Genomic DNA, 5018 nt, shown 5'->3' with positions numbered 1-5018 from the left:
CTATTCATAAGATTTACCAAAATGGCAATCAATGCAATCACAACAAAAACAAAAACAGCAATCATTATCATGCCGTTACTCCAATCAACTAAAGGAATAGTTATTAAATTCATATCACAGAAAACTTATTATTTTATTAATACATGCAGGTTTTAAATACAAAATTTAAGGTTTATCCCCCTTTTTCATCTTGCATGAATTTAAACCGAAAAGACCATAAAGCGGACAAAAGCCTGTTAGACTGGTCAATACAAAAACAGCAGCAACCGCTAATAAAATATAAGCAAGCGCCCCCTCAATTAACTCGTAGTAGACCAATAAGGCAATAACAACGGCAATGGTAAAGCGAACAATCTTATCGATTCTTCCCATGTTTCGTTTCATAATTCTACCTTTTAAAAAGGCAAAAAAATGCTTTCACCTTTAATTTCCACCTTTAAAAGTAAGATGAGGACCGAACACAAACCATGATATAAATCATATTACTGCGTAGTGGGGCAGATATAATTGGTTACCTCCATTCCTGCCTTTTTCATCTCAGCAATACCGCCCGTAATGTCTACCAAATTGTGTATACCCCTGCCTTTAAGAATAGAAGCAGCAATAACAGACCTGTAACCTCCTGCACAATGAACGTAAAAAGTTTCGTCCCTGGGTAATTCAGCCAAATGATCGTTTAATATATCCAATGGGGTGTTATTTGCATCAACCAGATGTTCTGCATTAAATTCGCTTTCCTTCCGAACATCAAAAATTGGTAAATGTTTATTTTTTAATACCTCTTTGGCTTCTTCTGCGGATAATGCGATGATCTTGTCTATATCTTTACCCGCTTTTTCCCAGGCTTCAAAACCACCCTTTAAGACACCTAAGGTGTTATCGAATCCTACCCTTGACAAGCGTGTTACTGCCTCCTCTTCCTTTCCTTTCGGCGTCACCAATAATATGGGTTGTTTAACATCGGCAATCAAAGCGCCAACCCATGGTGCAAAGTCCCCGTTCAAACCAATAAAAATGGATCTTGGAATATGCCCTTTTACAAATTCTTCCTGGTTCCGCACATCCAGTACAAGAGCCCCGGTTTCATTCGCTGCCAATTCAAAAGCATCCGGTGAAAGTGCTGCCATACCTCGTTTTAAAACATCACCTATATCTTCATATCCTTCCTTATTCATTTTTACATTTAAAGGGAAATATTTAGGTGGCGGAAGCAGGCCATCGGTAACTTCATTTACAAATTCCTCCCGTGTCATATTAGCTCGCAGTGCGTAATTCATTTGTTTTTGGTTCCCCAGGGTATCTACTGTTTCTTTCATCATGTTCTTACCACATGCCGAACCGGCGCCGTGCGCAGGATAAACAATTACATCATCCGCCAAAGGCATAATTTTACTTCGTAAACTATCAAACAAAAGTCCGGCAAGGTCTTCTTTGGTCATATCAGCCGCTTTTTGAGCAAGATCAGGTCTTCCTACATCACCTAAAAACAAAGTGTCTCCGGAAAAAATAGCGTGGTCTTTACCTGTTTCGTCCCTTAACAAATAGGTAGTGCTTTCCATAGTGTGGCCGGGGGTGTGGAGTGCCTTAATTGTTATATTGCCAAGTTGAAATTCCTGACCATCTTTAGCTATGATTGCCTCAAAAGCAGGATTGGCATTGGGGCCGAAAACAATAGGAGCTCCTGTCTCCTTAGACAATGTTACATGCCCGCTTACAAAGTCGGCATGGAAATGGGTTTCAAAAATGTATTTTATTTCAGCTTTATTCTTTTTCGCCCTGTCTATATAAGGAATTACTTCGCGTAAGGGGTCAATTATAGCTACCTCACCATCACTTTCTATATAATACGCTCCTTGTGCAAGGCATCCGGTATAAATCTGTTCTATTATCATTTCTTTTTCTTAAATTTTTTTCAAAAATACTGCTTATTGCTTTAAAATCAGTAACATTAGTTACTGGGTTCATTCCGCTGATAAGCCACTCTTTCATGTTCGCCAGAGGCGTTCTCAGGATGATCAAAGTAGGCCACAGCTTCTTTTATTTTGACGAATAGGAATTTTCTGGGTAGTACCTTACTTATCCCACTCCTGAAAATGATGTCTCTTGTGGGGCCAATAGCACCTGCAATATAGAACTGAATTCCATCATTTCTAATTTTTTTAATGACTTTAGTCAACATTCTGGTGGCAGTGGAATCTATATAATTAATAGCTTCCGCATTTAATATTACACCTTTTAAATTATCCCCTTTATTTTCCATATACTTATAAAGCTGATTTTTGAAATAATCTGAATTCCCAAAGTATAATTGGGAATCAAAACGTACAATGAGCAGATCATCCCGCAAGACAACTTCATCTTCAAAGCGTGAAATATTTTTATAATAGTCCGAATCTTTTATTTTACTCAAAACTGCGAAATGAGGCTTGGAAGTCCGGTAAACCATCAATAAAAGAGAGAGTAGTACTCCCGTAAGAATGCCCTGGGTAATTCCGATAAACAGGGTTATCAAAAATGTGAGAATCAAAACAATAAATTCATCTTTTCTATAGATCCACAACCGTTTTGCATATTCTAAATCGATCAAACCAAAGACAGATACCATAATAATACTTGCAAGAATTGCATTTGGCAAATAATAAAAAAGGGGCGTAAGAAACAGGAGCGTTATTAAAACCAGTATCACCGTAAACAATCCGGAGAGTGTGCTTTTTGACCCGGATTCATCATTTATCGCAGATCTGGAAAAGCTTGCTGCTACAGGATAGGACTGAAAAAAGGAACCTAACATATTTGCGGAACCCAGTGCTACAAATTCCTGATTGGCATCAATCAGATCTTCCTCATTCTTCTCTTCAATACCCTTGCCAATTGAAATTGCTTCAAGATATCCAATCAGGGCGAGTGTTAGTGCAATAGGCCATAGTTGCCTTATATTATCCATTTCAATAACCGGTAAAACAAATCCAGGCAATCCTTCAGGGATTGTGCCAACTATCTCAATGCCCAGAGATTCCATATTTAAAAAATACACTGCTAATATCCCAAGAACAACAATGATTAGAATCCCCGGAATATGTCTGCTCCATTTTTTAAAGCCAATTAGCAGGAAAATACCAACTAAACCAATAGCCAGATCATAAAAATTAGTCTCAGGAAATTTTTGAAGGGCATTTAGAAAAATTCGGTGAAACTGATTACTCCCTTCTATATCTACGCCAAGTAAGTGCTTTAACTGGCTAAAAATTATAATCACGGCAGCAGCAGATGTAAATCCGCTGATTACAGGTTTGGCTAAAAAGGTAACCAGGTACCCCATTTTAAAAATGCCTAAAACAAATTGAATGGCGCCTACCATAAAGGCGAGTAAAATGGCAAGAGCAATATAGTTTTCCAATCCAACGATTGCCAGGGTTCCCAACCCTGCGGCTACCAGCAAAGAATCCATGGCAACTGGTCCAATGGCAAGTGATCTTGAAGTGCCAAAAAACACATACACCAATACGGGCATTAAGGAGGCGTACAAGCCATAAACAGGAGGTAAACCGGCTATCATGGCATAGGCCATTCCTTGTGGAATAAGCACTATGGCTACATTAAAACCTGCCAGGATATCTTTTGGAAGCTCTTTCCTTTTATAGCTTCGCAGTGTTTGCAGAATTGGGAAAAATTTTCGCATTAATCAAAAGTACTATTTAATCAATAAATGAAAGGCTTCCCAATTAGAATTCCTTGTAAGTAAGAACCAAAAGATTATTATTGCTATTGCTTAAAGTAATCTCTTTTGTAAAAAACAGCCAGTTCTTCTGTAAGTACAAGAACCTCGGGTTTGTCCTTGCGTAATATTACCTGCCAGTTATTAAAAACTTCCCAATTGTCATCTTTAAAAATTACCGGTCCATATTCAGAGATAAGTTTCTGTCTTATGCGATCTTCCTCCCCCTTACCGGTTAGTATCCACAAAACATTGAGTTTACCATCTCCGAAACGAGCCTCAAATTTTCTGGGAAAACCGGCATATTCAATTCCAAAACAATCTATTTGCAATTGTGCATTAGGGTCACTCCCATCCAATTCCATAGTAAAGGTGAAATCAGATTCTCTTTCTAAATTGGGTTTTAATTGATCTAAATTACCCCCCAATTTTATAAAATCCGGTATTTTCCCGGAAGTGTAAGGACTTTTTTGTCGCTCTTGGTTCGAAAGCAAATAAGGGTTATCCCAGGTGAATAAATTTGGATGCATAGCATCTTCCGTTAAAACCCAAACTTTGTCTTCTGAAGGTTTGGTAACAATATGATCTTTTGGATAGAATCTATAATCCATATAGTTCTGAACCGTATCTTTTGTTATAGCGGTTATTGCCTCAATCGCATTCCCATGAGCCTGAATATATACCAGTTTATCATCCGCAAATGTAAATACCAACTCGGAAATAGTACCGTAACCGGATTTGTAATTACTGCAAACCAGATGCGCTTCAAGGTCTTTGGATAAAGGAAAGGTGGGATTTTCTATTTCAAATAATTCCATTTTTTCGGCAAATGGTTCTATTTTGTCCATTGCACCTTCGAGAGATTCCTGTAATTGAACCCCATTAAAAAGCAATTCAATTTGTGCATTGCACGTACTTATTCCTATTAAAACCAGAATTACTGTCAGGATTAATGATAATTTCATCTTTTCTTTAATTTATTATTTAATACTATTAAAGATGAACTTTCCTGCAACTTGTTACAGATTTAATAAAGACATAAGTCTATAACGCCAGTACTTTTATATGGTTTCGGCTGAGTTCTATTTTACCTTCTCTCTCCAGGTTTTTCAACAGCCTTGACACGACGACTCGTGAAGTATGTAAATCACGGGCCACATCCTGATGTGTGGAATATATAATATCATCATTGGTTACCATTGCTCTGTCTTTAAGATACTTCATTATGCGCTAATCCATCTTCATAAATGCCAAAGTATCTATCGTTTCCAGCAATTCTGACATTCTGGTATGGTAACTATCC

4 protein-coding genes and 1 pseudogene are annotated in these 5018 nt (G+C 37.6%); all 5 read right to left on the bottom strand.

The genetic code is table 11. The annotated features are described in order from the left end of the window. Positions 1 to 165: 165 nt before the first annotated feature. Positions 166 to 384, bottom strand: coding sequence for a YgaP family membrane protein (locus WBN20_RS08440; RefSeq protein WP_424273373.1), 219 nt, complete (start codon positions 382 to 384; stop codon positions 166 to 168). Positions 385 to 482: 98 nt separating this feature from the next. Next, complete coding sequence (locus WBN20_RS08435; RefSeq protein ID WP_424281360.1) at positions 483 to 1892, bottom strand: MBL fold metallo-hydrolase; 1410 nt, start codon at positions 1890 to 1892, stop codon at positions 483 to 485. A 56-nt stretch (positions 1893 to 1948) separates the two neighbouring features. Then, on the bottom strand, positions 1949 to 3679 hold the full coding sequence (locus WBN20_RS08430) for a SulP family inorganic anion transporter (protein WP_424281359.1): 1731 nt from the start codon (positions 3677 to 3679) through the stop codon (positions 1949 to 1951). A gap of 83 nt (positions 3680 to 3762) precedes the next feature. After that, on the bottom strand, positions 3763 to 4680 hold the full coding sequence (locus tag WBN20_RS08425) for a hypothetical protein (RefSeq protein WP_424281358.1): 918 nt from the start codon (positions 4678 to 4680) through the stop codon (positions 3763 to 3765). Positions 4681 to 4759: 79 nt separating this feature from the next. Next, a pseudogene (locus WBN20_RS08420) lies at positions 4760 to 5018 on the bottom strand (Crp/Fnr family transcriptional regulator); the annotation flags it as partial.

The sequence above is a fragment of the Eudoraea sp. genome (assembly GCF_049665975.1).
Classification (GTDB): Bacteria; Bacteroidota; Bacteroidia; order Flavobacteriales; family Flavobacteriaceae; genus Eudoraea.
This window is presented reverse-complemented; position numbering and strand designations above follow the sequence as displayed.